18 protein-coding genes are annotated in these 24,738 nt (G+C 72.7%); 9 read left to right on the top strand and 9 right to left on the bottom strand.

Going from position 1 to position 24,738, the window contains the following annotated elements; all coding sequences use genetic code 11:
- The first annotated feature begins 22 nt into the window (after nt 1-22).
- Genes ACH4EB_RS12765 through ACH4EB_RS12745 form a run of 5 tightly spaced genes read left to right on the top strand, consistent with a single transcriptional unit; the run spans nt 23 to nt 5,642 of the window.
- On the top strand, nt 23-1,051 hold the full coding sequence (locus ACH4EB_RS12765) for a sugar ABC transporter substrate-binding protein (protein ID WP_398347434.1): 1,029 nt from the start codon (nt 23-25) through the stop codon (nt 1,049-1,051).
- Nucleotides 1,048-2,721, top strand: a complete 1,674-nt coding sequence (locus ACH4EB_RS12760; protein ID WP_398347433.1) for a sugar ABC transporter ATP-binding protein — start codon at nt 1,048-1,050, stop codon at nt 2,719-2,721. The genes ACH4EB_RS12765 and ACH4EB_RS12760 overlap by 4 nt, the downstream gene beginning before the upstream one ends.
- A complete protein-coding gene (locus ACH4EB_RS12755; RefSeq protein ID WP_398347432.1) occupies nt 2,718-3,752 on the top strand; it encodes an ABC transporter permease in 1,035 nt (344 codons plus the stop codon). Before ACH4EB_RS12760 ends, ACH4EB_RS12755 begins: the two co-directional genes overlap by 4 nt.
- A gap of 10 nt (nt 3,753-3,762) precedes the next feature.
- Nucleotides 3,763-4,779, top strand: a complete 1,017-nt coding sequence (locus ACH4EB_RS12750) for an aldo/keto reductase (protein WP_398347431.1) — start codon at nt 3,763-3,765, stop codon at nt 4,777-4,779.
- Nucleotides 4,776-5,642 carry an amidohydrolase family protein gene (locus ACH4EB_RS12745; RefSeq protein ID WP_398347430.1) on the top strand — a complete coding sequence of 289 codons (867 nt, stop codon included), beginning with the start codon at nt 4,776-4,778 and terminating at the stop codon, nt 5,640-5,642. Before ACH4EB_RS12750 ends, ACH4EB_RS12745 begins: the two co-directional genes overlap by 4 nt.
- Nucleotides 5,643-5,720: 78 nt before the next feature.
- On the opposite strand, the gene ACH4EB_RS12740 is transcribed toward ACH4EB_RS12745, so the two are convergent.
- The 5 genes from ACH4EB_RS12740 to ACH4EB_RS12720 form a co-directional block, all read right to left on the bottom strand.
- Nucleotides 5,721-6,392 carry a FadR/GntR family transcriptional regulator gene (locus ACH4EB_RS12740; RefSeq protein ID WP_398347429.1) on the bottom strand — a complete coding sequence of 224 codons (672 nt, stop codon included), beginning with the start codon at nt 6,390-6,392 and terminating at the stop codon, nt 5,721-5,723.
- 171 nt (nt 6,393-6,563) lie between these two features.
- On the bottom strand, nt 6,564-7,913 hold the full coding sequence (locus tag ACH4EB_RS12735; protein WP_398347428.1) for an amidohydrolase: 1,350 nt from the start codon (nt 7,911-7,913) through the stop codon (nt 6,564-6,566).
- The gene (locus ACH4EB_RS12730) at nt 7,910-8,665 is read right to left on the bottom strand and encodes a nucleoside phosphorylase (protein WP_398347427.1); all 756 of its coding nucleotides are present in this window, start codon (nt 8,663-8,665) and stop codon (nt 7,910-7,912) included. Before ACH4EB_RS12730 ends, ACH4EB_RS12735 begins: the two co-directional genes overlap by 4 nt.
- Nucleotides 8,666-8,932: 267 nt before the next feature.
- Entirely contained in the window at nt 8,933-10,309 is a 1,377-nt protein-coding gene (gene mtnC, locus ACH4EB_RS12725; RefSeq protein WP_398347620.1) for an acireductone synthase, read from the bottom strand.
- 26 nt (nt 10,310-10,335) lie between these two features.
- Nucleotides 10,336-10,923, bottom strand: a complete 588-nt coding sequence (locus tag ACH4EB_RS12720) for a 1,2-dihydroxy-3-keto-5-methylthiopentene dioxygenase (protein ID WP_398347426.1) — start codon at nt 10,921-10,923, stop codon at nt 10,336-10,338.
- A 381-nt stretch (nt 10,924-11,304) separates the two neighbouring features.
- Here ACH4EB_RS12720 and ACH4EB_RS12715 point away from each other — a divergent pair, with 381 nt between their 5' ends.
- Complete coding sequence (locus ACH4EB_RS12715) at nt 11,305-12,798, top strand: GMC family oxidoreductase (RefSeq protein ID WP_398347424.1); 1,494 nt, start codon at nt 11,305-11,307, stop codon at nt 12,796-12,798.
- Between the two features lie 126 nt (nt 12,799-12,924).
- Here the strand turns inward: ACH4EB_RS12715 and ACH4EB_RS12710 are convergent, their stop codons facing one another.
- The 4 genes from ACH4EB_RS12710 to ACH4EB_RS12695 form a co-directional block, all read right to left on the bottom strand.
- A complete protein-coding gene (locus ACH4EB_RS12710; RefSeq protein WP_398347423.1) occupies nt 12,925-14,535 on the bottom strand; it encodes an FAD-dependent oxidoreductase in 1,611 nt (536 codons plus the stop codon).
- A gap of 2 nt (nt 14,536-14,537) precedes the next feature.
- On the bottom strand, nt 14,538-16,079 hold the full coding sequence (gene glpK, locus ACH4EB_RS12705) for a glycerol kinase GlpK (RefSeq protein WP_398347422.1): 1,542 nt from the start codon (nt 16,077-16,079) through the stop codon (nt 14,538-14,540).
- Between the two features lie 40 nt (nt 16,080-16,119).
- Nucleotides 16,120-16,908, bottom strand: coding sequence for an MIP/aquaporin family protein (locus ACH4EB_RS12700; protein ID WP_398347421.1), 789 nt, complete (start codon nt 16,906-16,908; stop codon nt 16,120-16,122).
- A 226-nt stretch (nt 16,909-17,134) separates the two neighbouring features.
- Nucleotides 17,135-17,908 (bottom strand): IclR family transcriptional regulator, encoded by a 774-nt coding sequence (locus tag ACH4EB_RS12695; RefSeq protein ID WP_365842931.1) that lies wholly within the window; start codon nt 17,906-17,908, stop codon nt 17,135-17,137.
- 337 nt (nt 17,909-18,245) lie between these two features.
- On the opposite strand from ACH4EB_RS12695, the gene metH reads away from it, so the two are divergent.
- The 3 genes from metH to ACH4EB_RS12680 all read left to right on the top strand — a co-directional run bounded on the left by metH (nt 18,246) and on the right by ACH4EB_RS12680 (nt 24,603).
- On the top strand, nt 18,246-21,755 hold the full coding sequence (gene metH / locus ACH4EB_RS12690; RefSeq protein ID WP_398347420.1) for a methionine synthase: 3,510 nt from the start codon (nt 18,246-18,248) through the stop codon (nt 21,753-21,755).
- Nucleotides 21,756-21,916: 161 nt separating this feature from the next.
- Entirely contained in the window at nt 21,917-22,618 is a 702-nt protein-coding gene (locus ACH4EB_RS12685; RefSeq protein WP_398347419.1) for an HAD family hydrolase, read from the top strand.
- Between the two features lie 374 nt (nt 22,619-22,992).
- Complete coding sequence (locus tag ACH4EB_RS12680; RefSeq protein WP_398347418.1) at nt 22,993-24,603, top strand: ABC transporter substrate-binding protein; 1,611 nt, start codon at nt 22,993-22,995, stop codon at nt 24,601-24,603.
- Nucleotides 24,604-24,738 lie beyond the last annotated feature (135 nt).

Raw genomic sequence — 24,738 nt, 5'->3', positions numbered from 1 at the left:
CACCTCGACCAAGGACGGGACCATGAGACTGCGTACGACCGGCGCGGCGGCCTGTGGCGTACTGCTCGCCGCCGCGCTCACCGGCTGCAACCGCGGCAGCGACGCCCGGGGCCTGATCGGCATCGACCTGCCGCGTACGGACACCGACTTCTGGAACTCCTACCAGGACCACCTGGAGCGGGAGCTGGCCACCGGCAAGGTCAGGGCGCTGCCGCTGTCCAACTCGCAGAACGACATCGCCAAGGTCGTCTCCAACGTGCAGGTCCTGACCGGGCAGGGCGCCGAGGCGGTCGTGATCGCCCCGCAGGACACCGGCGCCATCACCGCCGAACTGCACCGCCTCGCGGCGAAGAAGATCCCCGTGGTCAGCGTCGACACCCGGCCGGACGAGGGCGCGGTCTACATGGTCGTCCGGGCCGACAACCGCGCGTACGGGCAGAAGTCCTGCGACTACCTGGGGCGGAAGCTGGGCGGCCGGGGCCGGGTCGCCGAGTTGCAGGGCGACCTCAGCTCCGTCAACGGACGCGACCGCTCCGAGGCGTTCGCGGCCTGCATGAAGCGGAAGTATCCCGGGATCACCGTGCACGAGCTGCCCACCGACTGGAAGGGCGAGGTCGCCTCCGCCAAGCTGCAGAGCCTGCTGGCCCAGCACCCGGACACCGCCGGGATCTACCTCCAGGCCGGCGGCGCGTTCCTCCGTCCCACCCTGGCCCTCCTCGAACAGAAGGGCCTGCTGAAACCGGCCGGCACCGCCGGACACCTCACCATCGTCTCCAACGACGGCATCCCCGACGAACTCGCCGCGATCCGCGCGGGGACGATCGACGCCACGCTCTCCCAGCCGGCCGACCTCTACGCGAAGTACGCGCTGTACTACGCCCGTGCGGGCCTGGCGGGCAGGGCGTTCCGGCCCGGCCCCACCGGCCACGGCTCGACGATCGTGAAGATTTCGAACGGCCTGGAGGACCAGCTCCCGGCCCCGCTCGTGACCCGCGCCAACGTCGACGACCCGAAGCTGTGGGCCAACCGGACGGCGCCGGAGCGGGGGTGACGGCGACCGTGGACAACGTACCGGACCACGCGGCGCAGGCCCCGCCCGCCGTCCACGCCGAAGGCATCGTCAAGCGCTACGGGCCGACCCTCGCCCTCGACGGCGCCACCCTGACCGTACGGCGCGGCGAGGCGCACGCCCTCGTCGGCCGCAACGGCGCCGGCAAGTCCACCCTGGTGTCCGTGCTCACCGGCCTGACCCGGCCGGACGCCGGGCAGGTCAGCTTCGACGGCGTCCCGGCGCCCCGCTGGGGCGACACCGCCGCCTGGCGGCGCAGGGCCGCCTGTGTCCACCAGCGGCCGATGACGGTCCCGGAGCTGACCGTCGCGGAGAACCTCCACCTCAACCGGTTCCCGGACGGGCACGTCATCCGGTGGCGGGCGCTGCGCGCACGGACCGCCGAGCTGCTGGCCGAGTACGGCGTCGACGTCGACCCCGCGGCCCGCATGAAGGACCTCGGCGTCGAACAGCGGCAGTTCGTCGAGATCGCCCGCGCGCTGTCCGGCGGCGCCCGCCTGGTCATCCTCGACGAGCCCACCGCCCGGCTCGACGCGGGCGGCATCGCCCGCCTCTTCGCCAAGCTGCGCGCTCTGCGCGCGGCCGGTGTCGCGTTCCTGTTCATCTCGCACCACCTGCACGAGGTCCACGACCTGTGCGACACCGTCACCGTCCTGCGCGACGCCCGCCCGGTGCTCACCGCCCCCGTGGCCGGGCTGGCCGAGGACGAGCTGGTGGCGGCGATGACGGGCGGGCGGGCGGCCCCGGCCGGTCCGGCGCGCGCCGGCCGGCCGCCGGTGGGCGACGTGGTGCTGCGCGCCGAAGGGCTCGCCCTGCGCGGCACGTTCGCGCCCCTGGACCTGACCGTACGGGCGGGTGAGGTGGTCGGGCTGGCCGGGGCGGCGGCCGGCGGCACCACCGCCATGGGCGAGACGCTGGCCGGGGTACGGGCGCCGGACCACGGGCGGATCGAGGTGTGCGGGCGGCCCGTGCGGACCGGCAGCGTGCGGCACGCGATCGGGGCGGGCATCGGATACGTGCCGGAGGACCGCCACCGCGACGGGCTGGTCCCCGGCCGCAGCGTCGCCGAGAACGTGACGCTGGCCGTCACCGACCGGCTCGGCCCGCTCGGCACCGTACTGCCCTCCCGGGTCCGCGCCGTCGCCCGGCGCATGATCGCCGCCCTGGACATCCGGACGACCGGGCCCGGCCAGCCGGTGTCCGGGCTCTCCGGAGGCAACCAGCAGAAGGTCGTCGTCGCCCGGGCCCTGGCCCGCGATCCGGCCGTGCTGGTCGCGGTCCGGCCCACCAACGGGGTCGACGTGAAGTCCAAGGAGGCGCTGTTGGGCGTCGTACGGGAGGTCGCGGCGGCGGGCAGCGGCGTGGTGATCGTCTCCGACGAGCCGGCCGACCTGCGGGTCTGCGACCGGGTGCTGGCGGTGTTCCGCGGGCGGGTGGTCGCCCGGTTCGCGCGGGGCTGGCGGGAGGGGGAGCTGGTGGCGGCGCTGGAGGGGGTGGGAGCCGGGGGCGGAGCCGCCGGTCCCCATGGCCCTGCCGGTCCCCATGGCCCTGCCGGTTCCCACCGCTCTGACGCTTTCCATGGCCCTGTCGACCCCCACGGCCCCGTCGACGCGCCCGCCCCGGCCGACCCGGAAGGAGACCCCAGGCCATGACCGACACCGCACAGCAGCGGCCCGCCGGCCGGGCGGACGCGCTCGCCGTCGGCCGCCGCCCGCACCCCGTGCCGACCCGCTGGCGGGACCTGTCCCTGGTTCCGGTGATCTTCGTGCTCGGCGTCGCCGGGTTCATCGTCTCGCCCGCCTTCCTCACCCGGGACAACCTGATCGGCGTCGTCCAGCAGTCCACCGAACTCGGCCTGCTGGTGCTCGGCGAGGCACTGATCCTGATCAGCGGCCGGATGGACCTCTCGCTGGAGTCGACCATCGGCCTGGCACCGGTGGCCGCCCTGTGGCTGGTGACACCCGCGCACGGCGGGCGCTTCGAGGGCCTGGGACTCCTGCCCGCGTGGACCGCCGTACCGCTGTGCCTGGCCGTGGGCGCCGCGATCGGCGCGGCCAACGGGTTCCTCGTGCTGAAGCTGCGCGTCAACGGCTTCATCGCCACCCTCGGGATGCTGACCATGCTGCGCGGTCTGCACCTGGGCCTCTCCGAAGGCCGCTCGATCGGCGACGTCCCGGAGTCCTTCGCCTACCTGGGCAAGGCCGTCTGGCTGGGCGTCCCGGCCGCCGTCTGGATCTGCCCGGCGCTGTTCGCGCTCGGCGGCGCGGCCCTCGGCTGTCTGCGGCACGGCCGCGCGCTGTACGCGATCGGCGGCAACCCGGAGGCCGCGCGCTCGGCCGGCCTGCGCGTCGACCGGATCACCTGGGCCGTGCTCGCCGTCGGCGGCCTGCTGGCCGCCTTCGCCGGAATCCTGTACACCGGACACTACGGGGCCGTCTCCGCCAGCCAGGGCAACGGCTGGATCTTCCAGGTCTTCGCCGCCGCCGTCATCGGCGGCATCAGCCTCAAGGGCGGCCGCGGCACCCTGTTCGGCGCGCTCACCGGCGTCCTGACCCTTCAGCTCGTCATCAACGTCATGACGCTGGGCGGGGTGCCACCGTTGTGGACCCAGTTCCTCAACGGCCTGATCATCATCATCGCGCTGGTCATCTCCCGCTTCACCGGCGGCGAGAAGCAGGACTGAGGAGGCCGGGATGCCGTACGTACCGCACGGGGAGCGGCAGTTGGGCCGTACGGGCGTGACCGTACCGCCCCTGGGGCTGGGCTGCGCGCCGCTCGGCAACCTCTACCGGCCCCTCACCGAGGACCGCGCCCAGCAGACCGTGCGCGCCGCCCTCGACACCGGCGTCCGCCACTTCGACACCGCGCCGCACTACGGGCTCGGCCTGTCCGAGGAACGCCTCGGCCGCGCGCTGGCCGGCCGCGACCGCGCCACCTGCGTCCTGTCCACCAAGGTCGGCCTGCGGCTGCGGCCGCTCGCGCCGGGTGAGGCGGTGGACGGCCAGGGCTACACCGACACCCCGGCGCGCGCCCGCGTCCGGGACCTCACCCGCGACGGCATCCGCCGCACCCTCGACGCCTCCCTGGAACGGCTCGGCGTCCCCGCCGTCGACATCGTCTACCTGCACGACGTGGAAGGCCGGGCCGCGGAGGTGTACGCGACCGGCTTCCCCGCCCTCGCCGAACTGCGCGCACAGGGTGTGGTCGGCGCCATCGGGTTCGGTATGAACCGCAGCGGCCCGCTGGCCCGGTTCGTCGCCGACCTCGACGTGGACGTGGTGCTGTGCGCCGGGCGCTGGACCCTGCTCGACCGCTCCGCCTTCGATGACCTGCTGCCGGTCTGTGTGCGCCGCGGCACCTCGGTCGTCGTCGGCGGTGTCTACAACTCCGGCCTGCTGGCCGACCCGTCGCCGGGCGCCCCGTACGACTACGTGCGCGCACCCGCCGCGTTGGTGGACCGGGCGCGGCAACTGCGCGACGTCTGCGCGGAATTCGGCGTTCCGCTCAAGGCCGCGGCCCTGCGCTTCCCCTTCGGCCACCCCGCCGTCGCCGGAGTCCTGGTCGGCGCCGCGTCACCGGGGGAGGCCCGGGAGAACGCCGAACTCTTCACCCACGACATCCCCGACGCCCTCTGGCACGCGCTCACCGACCGCGGACTCCTCGACCCCGGCCTGCCGCTCCCCACCGCCGCCCCCGGCGCCCACCCGTGACCGGCCACGCCGACGGGGCCGGGAGCCCGCCCGCGACCGTCCGCGTCGACGCCCACCACCACCTGTGGGACCTGGCCCGGCGCCCGCAGCCCTGGATGGACGGCGCCCGGGCCGACCCGATCCGCCGTACGTACACCCTCGACGACCTGACACCGCACCTCGTCGCCCACGGCTTCGACGGCACCGTCCTGGTCCAGTCCTCGGCCTCCGGCGCCGAGACCGCCGAACTCCTCGCGCTCGCGGCCCGCTCACCCGCCGTGCGGGGCGTCGTCGGCTGGGCCGACCTCACCGACCCCGGGCTGCCGGACCTCCTGGCGGCGATGCCACCGCACCTGGCCGGCCTCCGCCACCAGGTGCAGGACGAACCCGACCCCGACTGGCTGGCCCGGCCCGCCGTACGGCGCGGACTGGCCGCCGTCGCGGACGCCGGCCTCGTCTACGACCTGCTGGTCACCCCGCGCCAGTTGCCCGCCGCGACCGCCGCCGCCCGCGCGCTCCCCGGCCTCCGCCTCGTCCTCGACCACGCCGCCAAGCCCCCGATCGCCGCCAGGATGTGGCAGCCGTGGGCGGACGGCCTGGCCGCCCTGGCCCGACTGCCGAACACCGTCTGCAAACTCTCCGGCCTGGTCACCGAGGCCGACTGGCCGACCTGGCGGCCCGCCGACATCACCCCGTACGCCCGGCACGTCCTCGACGTCTTCGGCCCGCAGCGCGTCCTCTTCGGCTCCGACTGGCCCGTCTGCACCCTGGCCGCCCCCTACGAGGACGTCGTCACGCTGGCCGAAGCGGCGACCGCCCCTCTCGCACCGGACGAGCGGGCGGCGGTCTTCGGGGGGAACGCGGTGCGGGTGTACGGCCTGTAGCGGCGGTCCGTACGCGACGGGCAGGGCGCGGTGTCCGCGGGCCGACCGGGGGCGCCGGGGAGGGCGTCGACCGCTCCCTCACAGCGTCGAGCGCAGCCACTGCTCCACGCTGGCGATGTGCACCGTCGCCCAGGACCGCGCCGCCTCCGCGTCGCGGTCGCGGAGGGCGCCGAGGATCGCCCGGTGCTCGGTGAGGGTGCGGCTCACCGCGTCCTTCTGGGTCAGTCCGCGCCAGACGCGGGCCCGGGTCGTCGGCCCCGACAGGCCGTCGAGCAGGGAGCACAGCACCGAGTTGCCGGCGGCGGCCACGATCCGCCGGTGGAACTCCAGGTCGCAGGCGACCAGGTCCTCCACCGACGGGTGCGGGCCGAGGGCGGACAACTGGCTCTCCAGGCCGTCCAGTTCGGCCGGGGCGATGCGGCCGGCCGCCATCGAGGTGGCGGCCGGCTCCAGGATCCGGCGTACGGCGAGGAACTCCAGGACCGTGTCGTCGCGGTGGAAGTCCACCACGAAGCTCAGCGCCTCCAGGAGGAGCTGGGGGTCCAGGCTGGTGACGTAGGTGCCGTCGCCCTGGCGTACGTCCAGGATGCGGATCAGCGAAAGGGCCCGTACCGCCTCACGCAGCGAGTTGCGGGACAGGCCCAGGTCCGCGGCGAGTTCGCTCTCCCTGGGCAGCCGGTCGCCCGGCCGCAGCGCACCGGAGACGATCATCGCCTTGATCTTCTCTATGGCCTCGTCCGTGACCGCCATGCCCGCAGCCTCCCCGCTCGCACCGCCGCCGGACGCCCGCAGACATCCGATGTCTGCGGGCCATTATGGCCACGGATGCGCCGCCCCGGGAGCCCGGGCACCCCGCTCGGCAGGAGCTTCGGGCGGCCGAACTCCCGGGCGGCGCACGGGGTATCACGCACGAATCCGGACTCACCCGGTCCGGACGAGCGCCTCCACATCGGCGATCACGGCCGCCTCGTCCAGTGTCGTCAGCCGGCGGTCCCGCATCAGCACCCGGCCGTCGACGACGGTGTCCCGCACATCCCCGGCCCGCGCCGAGTACGCCAGCGTCGACCACGGGTCGTGCCGGGGCGCCAGATGCGTACCGCCCAGGTCGAGTACGGCCAGGTCCGCGCGCTTGCCCACCTCCAGCGAACCGAGCTGCCCGCCCAGCCCCAGAGCGCGTGCGCCCTCGATCGTCGCCATGCGCACGGCCTGCTCGGCGCCGACCGCCGTGGGGTCGCCGCCCGCCTTGTGCACCAGGGCCGCCATTCCCAACGCGCCCACCATGTCGAGGGAGTTGGAGCTTACCGAGCCGTCCGTGCCGAGCCCGACCCGTACGCCCTGCCGCAGCAGCTCAGGGACCCGGGCGATGCCGCAGCCCAGCTTGAGGTTGGAGACCGGGCAGTGCGCGACGCCCGTACCGGTCGCGGCCAGCGCGGCGATCTCGGTGTCGGTCAGCTCGACCGCGTGCGCGAGCAGCGTGTCCGGCCCCAGCAGCCCCAGCGACTCCAGCAGCTCGACGGGCCGCTTGCCGTGCCGCTCGCGGACCGTCGCCACCTCGGCGGCGTTCTCCGCGGCGTGCAGGTGCAGCAGCGCGCCGTGCTCCTCGGCCAGCGCCGCGATGTCCGTGAGCTGCTCGGCGCCCAGGGTGTAGGCGCTGTGCGCGAAGACCACCGGGCGGGTGCCGGGGGCGGTGCCGCGGCCGTCGAGGTGCCGGCGCGCCCACTCCATGCGGTTCCCGTACGGCATCCGGTCGGGCGGCCCCGGTACGTCCATGAACGTCGGGCCGGACAGCAGCCGCCAGCCCGCGTCCCGGGCCGCGCGTTCGGCCGCCTCGTGGAACCAGTACATGTCCAGGGCGGTGGTCACCCCGCCCCGTACGCTCTCGGCGATGGCCAGCCGCAGGCCCGCGGACACCGCTTCCGGGGACAGCAGCGCGTTCTCGCGTGGCACCACCCGCCCCAGGAACCCCTGGAGGTCCAGGTCGTCGGCGAGGCCGCGCAGCAGCGTCATCGCCAGGTGGGTGTGGGTGTTGACGAACCCGGGCAGGACCAGGCAGCCGGCGGCGTCGATCTCCTCGGCCGTGCGGTGGGCGGCGCGCAGCTCGCCGGCCGGGCCGACCGCGACGATCTCCCCGCCCCGTACGGCCACCGCGCCGTCGGCCAGCACGGTGCCCGCCGCGTCGACGGTGAGCACCGTACCGCCGTGCACCAGCAGGTCCACCGGTGCCGCGGCGGCGTGTCCGCCCGCCGCGTCCGCGTCCCGTACGGCGCTCACCGGGCCTCCTCCGCCAGCGTCCGCAGGGCCTCCAGCGCGACGACACCGCCGCGCGCCACACCCTCCGCGACGGCGTCCCGGTGCGGGTCGTACCCGCCGGTGGCCGCCTCGTCGACCAGTTCGTCCGCGTTCGCCCCGTCGATCACCAGCACCGCGCCGGCCGTCAGCCCGCGCAGACCGGCGGTCACCAGCAGCGCGGACACCTCCATCTCGATCGCCGCCACGCCCGCCGCGGTGTACGCGGCCACCGGCAGCGGCAGCAGACCCGGCTGGAACGCCGCGCGGGTCCACACCACCCCGCGGTGGTACGGCGCCCCGGCCCGCGCCGCCGCCCCGGCGAGCGCCAGCACCGCCTCCGGCGCGGCCACCGCCGGGTACTCCGGCGGCACGAGCTGCTGCGTCACCCCGTCGTCCCGGACCGCCGCCTCGGCGATCACCAGGTCGCCGTCGCCGATCCCCGGCCGGATCGCCCCCGCCGTACCGAGGCGCACGAAGGTCCGTACGCCCGCGTCGGCCAGCTCCTGGAAGAGCAGCACCGCGCCGGGCCCGCCCACGCCGTGCGAGGCGACGACCACCGGCATGCCCTTCCAGTCACCGGTGAACGTCCGGTACTCGCGGTGGTACGCGATCTCCGCGGCGTCGTCGAGCAGCTCGGCGACGGCGGCCGCGCGGGCCGGGTCGCCGACCACGACGGCCCGGGGCGGCAGCCCGCCGCGCGGCAGGCGGGCGAGGGGGGACAGGTCCGGTGTCACGGGACGGCTCCAGTGGCTCGGGCGCGGCCCGCGGGAGGGGACGGCGCCGACGGGACGACGGGCACGGCCGGCGGGGTGCGCGGCCCGGCGCCACGGCCCGGGACCGGATGGCCCGGCCGGGACCGCGCGCCGCGCCCCCCAACCTACGGCCCCGCTCCGGCGCGCCCGCAACGTGGTCCCGGTCCCGCCCGTAGCGCGTTCGCGAGCGCACGAGCCGGCCGCGCCCCTGCGGCCGGGGGCTGCCGGCCCGCCACCGGGCCCGCCCGTTCAGCCCCGGCCCGACGCCAGCTCCAACTCCAGCAGCCACTGGACGACTTCGGCGTGGTGCCGGGCCTGAAGGAGGTCCGTGCCCCACACGTACAGGCCGTGACCCGCCACGACCACGGCGGGCATCCGCGGCTCCCTCGCCTCCTCCAGACGGTCCCCGAGGCCATTCATGTCCTGGCTGTTGGCGATGACCGGCAGCCGCACCGACGCCCCCTCCGCGGGCAGGCCGAGGCCCTTGAGCATCTCCACGTCCCGCAGGACGATCCCGCCGGGCCGCCGCCGCCCCATCGCCACGGCGGCGACCGTGTGGACGTGCACGACCGCGCCCGCCCCGGTCAGTCGCACCACCCGCGCGTGCAGCCCGGCTTCCGCCGACGGCCTCCCGGCCCCGGCCGCCGTGCCCGCGACGGGGGCGCCCCGGCCGTCCACCAGCACCACGTCGTCCGCGGTCAGCTCGCCCTTGTCCCGCCCGCTCGCGGTCACCGCCAGCCGCAGCGGATCGCGCGCCAGCACGACCGACAGGTTGCCGGAGGTGCCGCGCATCCAGCCGAACGAGGCGAACCGTGCGGCCTCGCGGGCCAGCCGCGCCCCGGCCCGCCGCACCTCCTCGGCACCGACGGCCTCCTTGGCACCGACGGTCTTCCGGGCACTGCGCCCGGCCGCCACCCCTGCCCCCTCTCCTGCCTCCGCTCCGCCGCCCGTACGGATCTCCAGCTCCGCGAAGGAGGCCACCTCCGGATGATCGCCCACCCCGCTCTCGTAGTACGGCTCACCGGGCCGCCGCACCCCGGCCGTGCGCCACCCGGCCGCCCCTGCCGCGTCCAGCTCTCCGGGCCGGTCGGACAGGAACAGCACCCGCCGCGGCGCGGCCCCCAGGTCCGCGGCGATCGCCTCGTACGACGCGGCCACCAGCTTGGGCCCGGCGTTCTCCGTGTCGTAGTACTTCTCGGCCAGCGGCCGCAGATCCCCCTGCGGGCTGTGCCCGAACCACGCCCGCTGCGCCGTCACCGACCCCGACGAGTACACGTGCAGCCGCACGCCCGCCGCGTGCCACGCGCGCAGCCGGGGCACCACGTCCGGGTAGAAGTGCGAGACCAGCTCCCCGCTCGCGAAACCCTCGGCCCACACGACCCCCTGGAGCGCCTTCAGGGGCGTGGCCTTGCGGTCCTCGTCCAGCCACGCGCCGAGCGTCCGCTCGATCCGCGCCGCGTCGGCGGCCGGCTCGCCCAGCATCGCCCGTACCTGGTCGACGGCCCGCCGTACCTCCGGTTCGGCCGCCCGCTCGGTCAGCAGCCGCCCCAACCGCTTGCGCGCGTACGGATACAGCTCACCGACGACGAAGCCGGTCGCGCTCGTGGTGCCCTCGATGTCGAGCACCACGTGGTCCACGTCGAAGGTGTGGGTCACGCCGCGTCCCGTTCCGCCGTGAGCGTGTCGAAGTCCGGGAACCGCAGGGCGATGTCGTCGCCCGTGAACGTGGCGACCCAGCCGTCCTCCTCGTGGAAGAAGCGGAGGGCGGTGAACGACGGCCGGGTGCCCATGTCGAACCAGTGGGTGGTGCCCCGCGGCACGCCCAGCAGATCGCCCTCCTCGCACAGCACCGCGTGCACCTCGCCGCCCGCGTGCAGGTAGAACACGCCGGACCCGGCGACGAAGAAGCGCACCTCGTCGTCGTCCTCGTGGATGTGCTCCGCGAGGAACTTCTGCCGCGCCGCCCGCGCCTTCCGCGGCCACGCGGGGTCGTCGCCGGGGTGCAGTGACGCCACGTCCACCGTCCTGAACCCCTCCTCGACGGTCAGGGCGCCGATCTCCGCGCGGTACGCCGCGAGGACGGCCGCGGGCTCCGCGTCCGGCGCCACGTCCGCGCGGACCGGCCACCGCTCGTACCGCACCCCGATCGGCGCCAGCGCCGCGGCGATCTCCGCGGGCTCGGCCGTGCGCCGCAGCACGGTCCCCGGCCCGCTCTCCGGCCAGGTGGTCAGCAAGGTCATGGGTGTCTCCAAGGTCGGTGACGGGTCCGGAGAAACACGGGCCGGGAGCCGGAGGGACCGGCCGGGGCCCTGCCTGGCGATGCTAGTGCGGCCGGCCGGAGCCGGACCCGAAGGATTCGAGCCTGTCCGCGCCCCCGTCCGGCCGTGTCTCGTCCTGTCGTGCCCCGTCCGGCTGTGCCTGCCCCGCCGTGCCTCGTCCGGCCGCCCCCCGTCCGGCCGTGCCCCGTGCCCCGTCCCGTACGTGTGTGATCTCCGCGCACCGGGTACCTCAGAGGGCCGGACTCCGGCGCCGGCCGGCGGTCCGGGCAGCGACACGTCGAGACGGTGGAAACGGTGGAAACGGTCGAAACAGTGGAAACGGTGGAAACGGGGCAGCGGGTCATGGACGCATGGGATGTGATCATCGTCGGCGCGGGCTCGGCCGGAGGCGTACTGGCCGCCCGGCTGAGCGAGGACCCCGCACGGTCCGTCCTGCTGCTGGAAGCCGGGCCCGACCTGGGCAGCTCGCCCGACGGCCTGCCCGACGACGTCGCCACCAGCCCCGCCGCCACCCACAGCCACGACTGGGGGTACGTCAGCGAGCCGGGCGCCCTCGGCCGGGCCGTGGAACTGCCGCGCGGCAAGCTCGTCGGCGGCTCCTCGGCGATCAACTCCGCGATCGCGCTGCGCGGGCACCCGCGGGACCACGACGACTGGGCCGCGCGAGGCAACGACGGCTGGTCGTTCGCGGACTTCCTGCCCAGCCTGCGCCGCGTCGAACACGACCTGGACCTCGGGCCGCCCTGGCACGGCACGGACGGGCCGGTACCCGTACGGCGGTACGGGAAGGAGGAGACCAACCGGTGGCAGCGCGCCTTCCACGACGCCTGCACCGCCCTCGGACACCCGCCCGTCACCGACCACAACGCCCCCGGCGCACGCGGCGTCGGCCCGGTCCCGGTCAACCGGGTCGGCGGCGTCCGGCAGAGCACCGCCCTCACCTACCTCGCCGGAGCGCGCGAGCGCGGCAACCTCACCGTGCGCGGCGACGTCCTCGTCGACCGGGTCGTGCTGCGCGACGGCCGGGCGGTGGGGGTGCGGCTCGCCGACGCGGACCGTACGGTGCTGCCCGCCCGCCGGGTCGTGCTGGCCGCCGGCGTCTACGGCAGCCCGCCGATCCTGCTGCGCTCCGGCATCGGCCCGGCCGGTCACCTGCGCGACCTGGGCATCCCCGTGACGGCCGACCTGCCCGGCGTGGGGGAGAACCTGTGCGACCACCCCGCCGTCACCCTCGCGTACGCCACCGGCAGTCCGCCGCCCGGCCCTCGCGACCCGGTGCTGCAAACCTTCTTGACCTGTGACCTCAGCGGCGGCGACGGCCCGGCCGACCTCCAGGTCTTCCCCTCGGGCCCCGAGACGGACGAGGACGGGACGACCGTGCTCACCCTGTGGGTGGCCCTGCTGCGGCCGTCCTCCCGCGGCCGGCTGCGGCTGCGCTCCGCCGACCCGCGGGACGCCCCGCGCATCGATGTCGGCTTCCTGCGCGAACCGGAGGACACCCGCCGCATGGTGACGGGCATGCGGCTGGCGCGCGCCCTCGCCCGTACCGCGCCGCTGGCCGGGCTGCTCCGCGCGGAGCGGGCGCCGGGTCCCGCCGTCACCTCCGACGGCGAACTGGCACAAGCGCTGCGGCGGACGGTCAGCGGCTACCAGCACGCCGCAGGGACCTGCCGGATGGGTCCGGCCGGGGACCCCGGCGCGGTGGTCTCCGCGACGGGCGCCGTGCACGGCGTCGAAGCCCTGCACGTCATCGACGCCTCCGTGCTGCCGACGCTGCCCGCCGCCAACACCAACCTCACCACCATGGCCGTCGCCGAACACTGCGTACGGCGGTGAGAGCCCGGGTCCGGACCCCGGCCGGGCGCCCGCCGCCGGGCCCGGGCCCGCACGCCACCCCGGGCACGCCGAAGGGCGGCTCCCGGACCGGGAGCCGCCCTCAGGACAGCAGCGTGTGACGGTACGTCAGCCGCGCTGCTCCAGTATCGCCTTGGTCCGGGTGCGGACGTCCTCCGTGTCCAGGCCGCGGATGGTCAGCGTGGTACGGCGGCGCAGTACGTCGTCGACCGTCTCCGCCCACTCGTGGTCGCGGGCGTAGACGACCTGCGCCCAGATCTCCGGGGCGTCCGGGTGGATGCGCTCGGCGAGGGCCGCGTCCTCGTTGGCCAGCCGGGCGATGTCGAAGGACAGCGAACCGTAGTGGGTGGCCAGGTGACGGGCGGTCTCCGGCGCCATGCGCGGGCCGGGGGCCGAGCCGTCGACGAGCAGCCGGTGGGCGACCGCGTTCGGGTTGGCGATGCCCGGCAGCGGCAGCTTCTTCGGCAGGTGCGCGATCGGCTCCATGTCCTCGGCCAGCGGCTGGCCGGGCAGCGCCGCCAGCTTGTTCATGACCGTACGGCCGATGTGGCGGAACGTCGTCCACTTGCCGCCCGCGACCGACAGCATGCCGCCCGCGCCCTCGGTGACGACGGTCTCCCGCTTGGCCTTGGAGGTGTCGCCGGGGCCGCCCGGCAGCACCCGCAGACCGGCGAAGGAGTACGTGATCAGGTCACGCGAGAGCTGCTGGTCGCGGACGGAGAACGCCGCCTCGTCCAGGATCTGCGCGGTGTCCTTCTCGGTGACGCGGACGTCCGCCGGGTCGCCCTCGAACTCCTCGTCGGTGGTACCGAGCAGCAGCATGTCCTCCCAGGGGAGGGCGAAGGTGATGCGGTACTTGTCGATCGGGGTCGCCAGCGCGGCCTTCCAGGGGGAGGTGCGCTTGAGGACCAGGTGCGCGCCCTTGGACAGGCGGATGGAGGGCGCCGCGTTCGGGTTCTCCATCTTGCGCAGGTGGTCGACCCACGGGCCGGTCGCGTTCAGGACCAGGCGCGCGTTGACACCGAACTCGGTGCCGTCGGTGCCGTCCTTCAGCTCGGCGCCGGTGACCCGGCCCTGCGTGAAGCGCAGCCCGGTGACCTCGGCGTGGTTGAGGACCGTGGCGCCGGCCTCGACGGCCGCGCGGACCGTCATCAGGGCCATCCGGGCGTCGTTCATCTGGTCGTCGCCGTACACGGCCACGGCCTTCAGGTTGTCCGTGCGCAGCTCCGGCACGTCGCGCTGGGCCTTGGACGGGCTGATGACGTGACCGACACCGTCACCGAAGGCGGACAGCGCCGAGTACGCGAAGACACCCGCGCCCAGCTTGGCCGCGCCGTGCGGGCCGCCCTTGTAGACCGGCAGGTAGAAGGTCAGCGGGTTGGCGAGGTGGGGGGCCACCTCACGCGAGACCGCACGGCGCTCGAAGTGGTTCTCCGCCACCAGCTTGACCGCGCCGGTCTGCAGGTAGCGCAGACCGCCGTGCAGCAGCTTGGAGGAGGCGGAGGAGGTGGCGCCGGCGAAGTCGCCGGCGTCCACCAGCGCAACCCGCAGCCCCGACTGCGCGGCGTGCCAGGCAGTGGAGATGCCCAGGATGCCGCCGCCGATCACCAGGAGGTCGTACGTCGCCTTGGAAAGCTGCTCCCGGGTCTCGGCGCGGCTCTGGGTCGAACCGTCGGCCGGGTGCGTCCCGAGTGCCGGGACGCTCTGCAGGGTGCTCATGATTACTCCTCGTCCTCGATCCAGCCCATGGTCCGCTCGACGGCCTTGAGCCAGCTCTTGTACTCGCGGTCGCGGGTCTCCGCGTCCATGCGGGGGGTCCACTCGGCGGCCCGGCGCCAGTTGGCGCGCAGCGCGTCGGTGTCCGGCCAGAAGCCGACGGCCAGTCCGGCGGCGTAGGCGGCGCCGAGGCAGGTCGTCTCGGCCACCATCGGGCGCACCACGGGGGCGTCCAGGAAGTCCGAGATGGTCTGCATCAGCAGGTTGTTGGAGGTCATTCCGCCGTCGACCTTCAGCGCGGTCAGGTCGACGCCGGAGTCCTTGGTCATGGCGTCGGTGATCTCGCGGGTCTGCCAGGCGGTGGCCTCAAGGACGGCGCGGGCGATGTGCGCCTTGGTGACGTAGCGGGTCAGGCCCGCGATCACACCGCGCGCGTCCGAGCGCCAGTAGGGGGCGAACAGGCCGGAGAACGCCGGGACGAAGTACGCGCCGCCGTTGTCCTCGACGGTGCTGGCCAGCGTCTCGATCTCGGCGGCCGAGTTGATCAGGCCCATCTGGTCGCGCATCCACTGCACCAGCGAACCGGTGACGGCGATCGAGCCCTCCAGGGCGTACACCGGCGGCTCGTCGCCGATGCGGTAGCCGACCGTGGTCAGCAGCCCGTTGTAGGAGTTCACGGGCTCGTCACCGGTGTTCATCAGCATGAACGTGCCGGTGCCGTACGTGGACTTGGCCTCGCCCTTGTCGTAGCAGGTCTGGCCGAACAGCGCGGCCTGCTGGTCGCCCAGTGCCGAGGCGACCGGCACGCCGGCCAGCGCGCCCCCGGCGGCGGTGCCGTACACCTCGGCCGACGAGCGGATCTCCGGCAGCACCGCCGCCGGGATGTCGATGGAGTGCAGGATCTTCTGGTCCCACTCCAGCTTGCGCAGGTTCATCAGCAGGGTGCGCGAGGCGTTGGTGACGTCGGTGACGTGCACACCGCCCTCGGCGCCGCCGGTCAGGTTCCAGATGACCCAGGAGTCCATGGTGCCGAAGAGGATGTCGCCGGCTTCCGCGCGCTCGCGCAGGCCCTCGACGTTGTCCAGCAGCCAGCGGATCTTCGGGGCGGCGAAGTAGGAGGCCAGCGGCAGCCCGGTCTCGCGGCGGAAGCGGTCCTTGCCGACGTTGCGGCCCAGCTCGCGGCAGAGCCCGTCGGTGCGGGTGTCCTGCCAGACGATGGCGTTGTGCACCGGCTCACCGGTGTTCTTGTCCCACATCAGCGTGGTCTCGCGCTGATTGGTGATGCCGATCGCCTTGACGTCCTTGGCGGTGATCCCGGCCTTGTCGACGGCACCGGCCACGACCTGCTGGACGTTCGCCCAGATCTCCTTGGCGTCGTGCTCGACCCACCCCGGCTTGGGGAAAATCTGTTCGTGCTCCTTCTGGTCGACCGAAACGATCCGGCCGTCCTTGTCGAACACGATGCAGCGGCTGGACGTGGTGCCCTGGTCGATGGCCGCGATGAATGGGCCGTGGCCGTGCGAGGCGGTGCTGTGGTTGTCGCTCATGGTGTGTGTGCTCCAAGAATCTTCTGTCGGGCGGCGCGGCTCAGGCGAACGCGAGGTTGTAGATACCACCGGCGATCGCGCCACCGATCAGCGGACCGGCGACCGGGATCCAGGCGTAGCCCCAGTCCGATCCGCCCTTGTTCGGCAGCGGAAGCAGCGCATGGACGATACGCGGACCGAGGTCGCGAACCGGGTTGATCGCGTAGCCGGTCGGGCCGCCCAGCGACAGACCGATGCCGACGACCACGAACGCGGTCAGCAGCGCGCCGATGACGCCGACACCCTTGCCGTCGTCGCTGAGGCCCTGCGTGAGGATCGCCAGCACGAGCACGATGGTGGCGATGACCTCCGTGGTCAGGTTCTGCACCGCGTTGCGGATCTCGGGTCCGGTGGAGAAGACACCGAGAACCGGGCCGGCCTTGGGGGCCGCCGCCTTGTCGACCATGCCTTCCTGCCCGCTCCGCTCGCCCACGATCTCCGGGTCGGTCAGGTGGGCCCGGAAGTGGCCGTAGTACGCCAGCCACACGAGCACCGCGCCGATCATGGCGCCGAGCAGTTGGGCGGCGAAGTACACCGGTACGTCGCCCCACGGCGTGCCGCCCTTGACGGCCAGTCCCACGGTGACCGCCGGGTTGAGGTGCGCGCCGGACTTCGACGCGATGTACGCGCCGGTCAGTACGGCGAAGCCCCACCCGAAGGCGATGGCCACCCATCCCGCGTTGTACGCCTTAGAGCGCTTGAGCGTGACGGCGGCACAGACGCCACCGCCCAGCAGGATCAGAACAGCGGTACCGATGGTCTCGCTGATGAAGATGTCGGAGCTGGACACCCGCGACTCCTTTGTCCTTCGTCCAGGGGAAGGCGGACCCCGGGTCCCTCCGAGGTCCGCGCCCTCCGAGAGGGCGTTGGTCGGCCTCCGGCGCTGTCCACCATAACCAATATTGTCGTTTGGTGTTCGACAATGCCGACCGACGAACGGCAGTTTTCTTCACACCCAGCACCCCGTCAAGGGGTCCGTGACTGAAAACTTAGGTGGATATATGGGGCATAAGCGGTCAGAATCGCCCGGCGCCGAGATCTCGGGAGACCGCGCGTGCGCAATCCCTCACAGCGGCGACGATTTCCGGCCGCAGCTCACCCGGCTCGCCGTCCCGGCAGACCCGCTCCACCGCACCGGTCACCCCCACCGCTCCGACCGGCATCCGCCGCCGGTCGTGGATGGGCGCGGCCACCGACGCCACGCCCTCCCAGGTCTCCTCCACGTCGGCCGCCCAGCCCCGCGCCCGGGTGAGGTCCAGCACACCCTCCAGCTCCTCCAGCGCGGTCACCGTGCGCGGTGTGAACGCCTGCCGCTCGGCCTCCGCCGCCTCACTGTGCGCCACCGGGTCGTACGCCGTCAGCACCTTGCCCAGCGCCGTGCTGTGCAGCGGGTGCATCGCGCCGACCTCCAGCACCTGGCGGCTGTCGTCGGGCCGGAAGACGTGGTGCACGATCAGCACGCCCTGCTGGTGCAGCACCCCCAGGTAGACGCTCTCGCCGCTGGACCGCGCCAGGTCGTCCGTCCACACGAGCGCGCGGGCGCGCAGCTCGTGCACGTCCAGATAGCTGTTGCCCAGGCGCAGCAGCTCCGCGCCGAGCTGGTAGCGGCCCGACGCCGGGTCCTGCTCGACGAAGCCCTCCTGCTGGAGGGTGCGCAGAATGCCGTGCGCGGTGCCCTTGGCCAGGCCCAGCGCCGAGGAGATGTCGGAGAGGCCCAGCCGCCGCTCACCGCCGGCCAGCAGCCGCAGCATCGCGGCGGCACGTTCCAGCGACTGGATGTTCCGTGCCATCGGGCAACCTCCGGTGAAGCGGTGAAGCGGGTGACATGGTGCGGTGTACGGCAGTGCCGGTCGGCCCGGAAGAGCGGTTCGGCAATGCTGAACGATATCGGTGAATGCCGACCCTGTGGCAGTCGGCCGACCCCGTCAATGATCTTGACGTGATCCGGCACCGCCGCCCGCCCGGCACCCGCCCGGCCCCGGCCCGCCGCGCCTCCCGGAGCGGCCCGGGAACGTCCACGCCCTGGGACACCCGGGCCACCGGCAGCCACGCCCGCTACCCTGACCGGGTGCGCCTTCTACCGGAAGACGCAAAGCCGACAGCCGTCGCAACCAGGGGAGCACCTCCATGGCCTCGTACACGCCATCGTCCACCAGCACCTCCCGCACCACGGCACTGCGCGAGGCACTCGCCTCCCGCGTGGTGGTGGCCGACGGGGCGATGGGCACGATGCTCCAGGCCCAGGACCCGTCGATGGAGGACTTCCAGCAGCTCGAAGGCTGCAACGAGATCCTGAACATCACCCGTCCGGACATCGTCCGTTCGGTCCACGAGGAGTACTTCGCGGTCGGTGTCGACTGCGTCGAGACCAACACCTTCGGCGCCAACCACGCCGCACTCGCCGAATACGACATCCCCGAGCGGGTCTACGAACTGTCCGAGTCGGGCGCCCGCATCGCCCGCGAGGCCGCCGACGCGTTCACCGCCTCGACCGGACAGCAGCGCTGGGTACTCGGCTCCATGGGCCCCGGCACCAAGCTGCCCACCCTCGGCCACGTCGACTACGCCACCCTGCGCGACGCCTACCAGCGCAACGCCGAAGGCATGATCGCCGGCGGCGCCGACGCGCTCCTGGTGGAGACCACCCAGGACCTGCTCCAGACCAAGGCCGCCGTCCTCGGCGCCCGCCGCGCCCTGGAAGCCACCGGCACCGACCTGCCGGTGATCTGCTCGGTGACCGTCGAGACCACCGGCACCATGCTGCTCGGCTCCGAGATCGGCGCCGCGCTGACCGCGCTGGAGCCGCTCGGCATCGACATGATCGGCCTGAACTGCGCCACCGGCCCCGCCGAGATGAGCGAGCACCTGCGCTACCTCGCCCGCAACGCCCGCGTCCCGCTGTCGTGCATGCCCAACGCCGGCCTGCCCGTCCTCGGCAAGGACGGCGCCCACTACCCGCTGAGCCCGGCCGAACTGGCCGACGCCCAGGAGACCTTCGTCGGCGAGTACGGGCTCTCGCTCGTCGGCGGCTGCTGCGGCACCACCCCCGAGCACCTGCGCCAGGTCGTCGAGCGGGTACGGGGCCTGGCCCCCACCGAGCGCAGCCCGCGCCCCGAGCCCGGCGCCGCCTCCCTCTACCAGACCGTCCCGTTCCGCCAGGACACCTCGTACCTGGCCATCGGCGAGCGCACCAACGCCAACGGTTCCAAGAAGTTCCGCGAGGCCATGCTCGACGGCCGCTGGGACGACTGCGTGGAGATGGCCCGCGACCAGATCCGCGAGGGCGCCCACCTGCTCGACCTGTGCGTGGACTACGTCGGCCGGGACGGCGTCGCCGACATGCGGGAGCTGGCCGGCCGCTTCGCCACCGCCTCCACCCTGCCCATCGTGCTGGACTCCACCGAGGTACCGGTGATTCAGGCGGGCCTGGAGAAGCTCGGCGGCCGCGCGGTCATCAACTCCGTCAACTACGAGGACGGCGACGGCCCCGAGTCGCGGTTCGCCAAGGTCGCCGCGCTGGCCCGGGAGCACGGCGCCGCCCTGATGGCGCTGACCATCGACGAGGAGGGCCAGGCCCGTACCGTCGAGCACAAGGTCGCCATCGCCGAGCGGATCATCGACGATCTGACGTCCAACTGGGGCATCCGCGAGTCGGACATCCTCATCGACACCCTGACCTTCACCATCTGCACCGGTCAGGAGGAGTCCCGCAAGGACGGCGTCAACACCATCGAGGCGATCCGCGAGCTGAAGCGGCGCCACCCCGACGTACAGACCACGCTGGGCCTGTCCAACATCTCCTTCGGCCTCAACCCGGCCGCCCGCATCGTGCTCAACTCCGTCTTCCTCGACGAGTGCGTCAAGGCCGGTCTGGACTCGGCGATCGTGCACGCCTCCAAGATCCTGCCCATCGCGCGCCTGGAGGAGGAGCAGGTCAAGGTCGCCCTCGACCTGATCTACGACCGGCGCGAAGAGGGCTACGACCCGCTCCAGAAGCTCCTGGAACTGTTCGAGGGCGCCACCGCCAAGTCCCTCAAGGCCGGCAAGGCCGAGGAACTGCTCGCGCTGCCCCTGGAGGAGCGCCTGCGGCGCCGCATCATCGACGGGGAGAAGAACGGCCTGGCGGCCGACCTGGACGCGGCGCTCGCCGAGCGCCCGGCCCTGGACATCGTCAACGACACCCTGCTCGAAGGCATGAAGGTGGTCGGCGAACTGTTCGGCTCCGGCCAGATGCAGCTCCCGTTCGTGCTCCAGTCCGCCGAGGTCATGAAGACCGCGGTGGCCTACCTGGAGCCGCACATGGAGAAGTCCGACTCCGAGGGCAAGGGCACCATCGTCCTGGCGACCGTCCGCGGCGACGTGCACGACATCGGCAAGAACCTCGTCGACATCATCCTGTCCAACAACGGCTACAACGTCGTCAACCTCGGCATCAAGCAGCCGGTGTCGGCCATCCTGGAAGCCGCCGAGGAACACCGCGCCGACGTCATCGGCATGTCGGGACTGCTGGTCAAGTCCACGGTGATCATGAAGGAGAACCTGGAGGAGCTCAACCAGCGCAAGATGGCGGCCGACTTCCCCGTCATCCTCGGCGGCGCCGCCCTGACCCGCGCCTACGTCGAACAGGACCTGCACGAGATCTACGAGGGCGAGGTCCGCTACGCCCGCGACGCCTTCGAGGGCCTGCGCCTGATGGACGCCCTGATCGCCGTCAAACGCGGCGTGCCCGGCGCCACCCTGCCCGAACTCAAGCAGCGCCGGGTCCCCAAGCGCGACATCGAGACCAAGGAGCCGGAGCCGGAGGAGGGCACCGTCCGCTCCGACGTGGCCACCGACAACCCCGTACCCACCCCGCCCTTCTGGGGCTCCCGCGTCGTCAAGGGCATCCAGCTCGCCGACTACGCGTCCTGGCTGGACGAGGGCGCGCTGTTCAAGGGGCAGTGGGGCCTCAAGCAGACCCGTACGGGTGACGGCCCGTCGTACGAGGAACTGGCCGAGACCGAGGGGCGGCCCCGGCTGCGCGGCTGGCTGGACAAGCTCCAGACCGAGAACCTCCTGGAAGCCGCCGTCGTCCACGGGTACTTCCCCTGCTACTCCAAGGGCGACGACCTGATCCTGCTCAACGAGGACGGCACCGAGCGCACCCGCTTCACCTTCCCGCGCCAGCGCCGCGGCCGGCGCCTGTGCCTCGCCGACTTCTTCCGCCCGGAGGAGTCCGGCGAGCGGGACGTGGTCGGCCTCCAGGTCGTCACCGTCGGCTCGAAGATCGGCGAGGCCACCGCGGAGCTGTTCGCCTCCGACTCCTACCGCGACTATCTGGAGCTGCACGGCCTGTCCGTCCAGCTCGCCGAGGCGCTCGCCGAGTACTGGCACGCCCGGGTCCGCGCCGAGCTGGGCTTCGGCGGTGAGGACCCCGCGGACGTCGAGGACATGTTCGCGCTGAAGTACCGCGGCGCCCGCTTCTCGCTGGGCTACGGGGCCTGCCCCGACCTGGAGGACCGCGCCAAGATCGCCGACCTGCTGCGGCCGGAGCGGATCGGCGTCCAGCTCTCCGAGGAGTTCCAGCTCCACCCCGAGCAGTCCACCGACGCGATCGTCATCCACCACCCGGAGGCGAAGTACTTCAACGCCCGGTAGCACCGGGACCGGGAAGGCCACGGAAGTTTCCGCGGGCACCGCGCGTCTCCCCGCACAGTCGTACACTGGTCGGTCCGGTAGTGGCCGGTCGCCTTCCCCGCGCGGGGAAGGCGACCGGCCCTTTCGTCCCTTCGGGGACGCGCGACTACGGAGGTGCACGGATGACGAGCAGCATCCCCGCGGTAGGTACCCGTACGGCCGACGGCGCCACCCTGCAGGCCGTCTTCCTCGACCTGGACGGCACCCTCGTCGACACCGAGGGCTTCTGGTGGGAGGCGGAGGCCCAGGTCTTCGCCGAACTGGGCCACGTACTGGACGACCACCACCGCCAGGTCGTCGTCGGGGGGCCGATGACCCGCAGCGCCGCGTACCTGATCGACGTGACCGGCGCCGACATCGGGCTGGACGATCTGACCGTGCTGCTCAACGCCCGGTTCGCCGAGCGCATCGCCCGCGGCGTGCCGCTGATGCCCGGCGCCCGCCGGCTGCTCGCGGAACTGTCCGCGCACGGCGTGCCCACCGCCCTGGTCTCCGCCTCGCACCGCACCGTCATCGACCGGATGCTGCACTCCCTGGGCCCGGAGCACTTCCGCCTGACGCTGGCCGGCGACGACCTGCCCCGTACGAAGCCGCACCCGGACCCCTATCTGACCGCCGCCGCCCGGCTCGGCGTGGACCCCCGGCGCTGCGCCGTGGTGGAGGACACGGTCACCGGCGTGACGGCGGGGGAGGCGGCCGGCTGCCAGGTCGTCGCCGTGCCGTCGGTGACTCCGATCGGCCCCGGTCAGGGCCGTACCGTGGTCGGATCGCTGGAAGAAGTGGATCTCCCATTTCTCCGGTCCCTCATCACGGACGGCCGGTGAACCGTGCACTGAGCGTGTCGCCCGAAATCGAAAGAAACTGTAAGGAGTGGTCCGCTCATTTTCCGTGACGAATGCGGCGGCCGAATTCATCCGGATGATCGCCCCGAAGGGGAAGTGACGTTTCTCACGCGTGGACCCGTCGACAGTGCGGGTCGAGGTCGTCCCGGGGGGGCTTTCGCCGGGTTTCCCTGGGGGCAAGTGTCCGGATTGGTGGAGGCACGTACGGTTCGTTCCACCGTCCGGATATCGATCATCAGGTGGCCGTTATCCGGGCGTGATATCCGTTCAACTCTGTTGTGTCCCGGAGGCCCTGGCAGTCCCTACTAATGTCAACGCGAGCAACACCTCTGCGCTGATAAGGAAACCTGCCGACGATGAATCGCAAGACCTTGGTGCTGCCGGCTCTGGCCGGTCTGCTCGTCCCCACACTCGCCGCCTGCGGCAGTTCGGACGGCTCCGGCGAAGGCGGCAACCCGATCAAGGTCGGCACCACCGCCCAACTGGAGGCCACCAAGGACGCGCCCGCCCCGCTCGACCCCGCGCAGGCGTACGACGTCGACGCGTGGAACGTGCTGCGCGGAACCCTGCAGACCCTCATGCGCCTGCCCCGGACCGGCACCGCGCCGGTGCCCGAGGCCGCCGAGTCCTGCGGATTCCGGGACACCCAGAACGAGCAGTACCGCTGCACGCTCCGCGACGGTCTGAAGTTCTCCAACGGGCACGCCCTCACGTCCAAGGACGTGAAGTTCTCCATCGACCGGATGCTGGGCATCAAGTACGACCGCGGCCCCATCTCCCTGGTGGACAACGTCGACAAGGTGGAGACCCCCAGCGATTCCGAGGTGGTCTTCCACCTCAAGAAGCCGGACGCCACCTTCCCGCAGAAACTCGCCACCCCCGCCGCGGCCATCGTCGACAGCGAGGTGTACCCGGCCAAGAGCCTCTACAAGGGCTTCGAGGTCTCCGGCTCCGGCCCGTACACCGTCAAGGTCGAGCACAGCGGACAGCGCATCAGCAAGGCCGTCTTCACCAAGAACCCCGACTACAAGGGCGGGATCGAGGTGAAGAACTCCGCCGTCGAGATGAAGTTCTTCCAGGACTCCGACGGCATGGAGAAGGCCCTGCGCAAGGGCGACCTCGACCTGATGAACCGCAGCCTGGCCCCCGACCAGATCAAGGGCCTGGAGAACGCCCGGGACGAACACGTCACCCTGACGGCCGTACCCGGCTCCGAGATCCGCTACCTGGCCTTCAACACCGACGACCCGTCGGTCTCCGACAAGGCCGTCCGGCAGGCCATGGCCCAGCTCGTCAACCGCTCCGCGCTGGTACGCGACGTGTACTCCTACGCCGGCGATCCGCTGTACTCCCTGGTGCCCAAGGGCCTCACCGGCCACATCAACTCGTTCTTCACCAAGTACGGCAACCCGAGCGTCCCCGCCGCCCGCAAGATCCTCCAGCAGGCGCACATCAACACCCCGGTCAAGCTCACCCTCACCTACACCGCCAACCACTACGGCTCCAGCACCGCCAAGGAATTCAAGGAACTGCAGAGCCAGCTCAACAAGAGCGGCCTGTTCGACGTCCAGATCAAGGGCATCGAGAACTGGCAGCAGTTCCGCAAGGAGCAGTCCGAGGGCAAGTACGCCGTCTACGGCATGGGCTGGTTCGCCGACCTCCCCGACGCGGACAACTACATCGCGCCGTTCATCGGCAAGGGGAACTTCCTCAACTCCCCGTACCGCAACAACAAGATCGAATCCCAGCTCATCCCCACCACCCGGCAGCAGACCGACCGCAACTCCGCCGCCGAGGGCTTCAAGCAGGCCCAGGACATCATCGCGGACGAGGTCCCCGTACTGCCGCTGTGGCAGGGCAAGCAGTACGTCGCCGCCCGCGACGACATCACCGGCGCCGAGTGGGCCCTGAACTCCTCCTCCGCTCTGCAGATCTGGGAACTGGCCCGCGGCGTGAGCAGCAACTGACGACGACCTCCGGCCGGCGCCACCGCGCGCCGGCCGGCTGCCGCACCCTCTGGACGGCGCGCACCACCCACAACCGATGACGGCACTCCGCCGGCACACCGACACCGGCACCCGCCGGCGCGGAACACACCGCTG

It is taken from the genome of Streptomyces sp. NPDC018045, from assembly GCF_044327445.1.
In the GTDB taxonomy this organism is placed as follows: domain Bacteria; phylum Actinomycetota; class Actinomycetes; order Streptomycetales; family Streptomycetaceae; genus Streptomyces.
The sequence above is the reverse complement of the archived record's forward strand: the minus strand, read 5'-3'. Positions and strand labels throughout refer to the sequence as shown.